The sequence below is a fragment of the Lewinella sp. W8 genome (assembly GCF_004375085.3).
Taxonomy (GTDB): domain Bacteria; phylum Bacteroidota; class Bacteroidia; order Chitinophagales; family Saprospiraceae; genus Neolewinella.
Genome location: NZ_SNAQ03000069.1, coordinates 1 through 563, shown reverse-complemented (window position 1 = coordinate 563; position 563 = coordinate 1). Strand labels below are relative to the sequence as shown.

The 563-nt window shown below is 59.1% G+C and carries 1 protein-coding gene; it reads right to left on the bottom strand.

Annotation, left to right across the window (positions count from 1 at the left end; translation table 11 throughout):
* Positions 1-563, bottom strand: a 563-nt coding sequence (locus E1J53_RS24085) for a hypothetical protein (RefSeq protein ID WP_173021629.1), incomplete at both ends; no start/stop codon positions are given.

Below are 563 nucleotides of genomic sequence, written 5' to 3'. Positions count from 1 at the left end.
GTCAGCGAGATCGCCTCCAGGTCCGTGCACAGCAGTTCTACGTCATCGGGCGTCGTCACCACCGCCGGTGGCGTCTTGTCTTCGGCGTTCACCACACCCCAGCAGGTCTCGAAATTGTCCAGACGCAGCGGGCTTTCCGGCGGCGTGAAGCTGAAGTTGTTGACCACAAATACGCTCTCCTCTCCACTGAAGGACTCGTAGCCATCATCAAGGATACCCATGATGATCACGTAGCCGGGCTCCACTTCCGTCGTGGCCGTACCCGTCACCGCGCTGCTCTCGAAGAACAGCGGAGCTTCCACCAGGTCACCCTCAAAGGTGTAGATGACGGCCGCAAAGTCGAAGCCGGGGTCGGCGCCATTGAAGTCATAATCCAGGCTGACCGTACCCGCCTCGCCAAACTGGAAGTTCACGCTCGCTTCGAACGGCTGGGCAAAATCGAAAAAGTCGGGGTTGCCCGTCGTGGTGAAGACGATCTCGTCTTCGCCAAAGTCAATCGTGGCGATCTGGTCGTTGTTTTCATCCGCACTGATCGTGCGGCCCCAGTTCTCCGGCGCAAAGTC